Source organism: Marinobacter iranensis (genome assembly GCF_029207565.1).
Classification (GTDB): Bacteria; Pseudomonadota; Gammaproteobacteria; order Pseudomonadales; family Oleiphilaceae; genus Marinobacter; species Marinobacter iranensis.
Map to the genome: position 1 here is coordinate 1 of NZ_JANCMW010000358.1, position 246 is coordinate 246.

The window sequence follows — 246 nt, forward strand, 5'->3', positions numbered from 1 at the left end:
CGACGCAGATACTCGCGTCGCCGATCGCCGCGACTTCCTTGGGGTGCGCTTCGCTGCCGACGACGGAAAGCGGCGGCGCGCCGGCGGCCGATGCATACTTCGCTTTATAATACAGCACTTTGTCCACCGCGCGGTCCAACGTCTCGATCGGCAGTTCGCCGGATTGCACGGCCTGCTCGATCGTCTGCACCGTCTCGCGGACAAGCGAAGGCGTATGGCTGACAAAGAGCAGATGGATGCCCGCCT

Annotated in this window: 1 protein-coding gene; it reads right to left on the reverse strand. The window is 63.8% G+C overall.

All coding sequences use genetic code 11. The features are described 5' to 3' along the window. A partial coding sequence (locus tag NLU14_RS22695; RefSeq protein ID WP_275710861.1) for a hypothetical protein occupies positions 1-246 on the reverse strand: 246 nt, incomplete at both ends.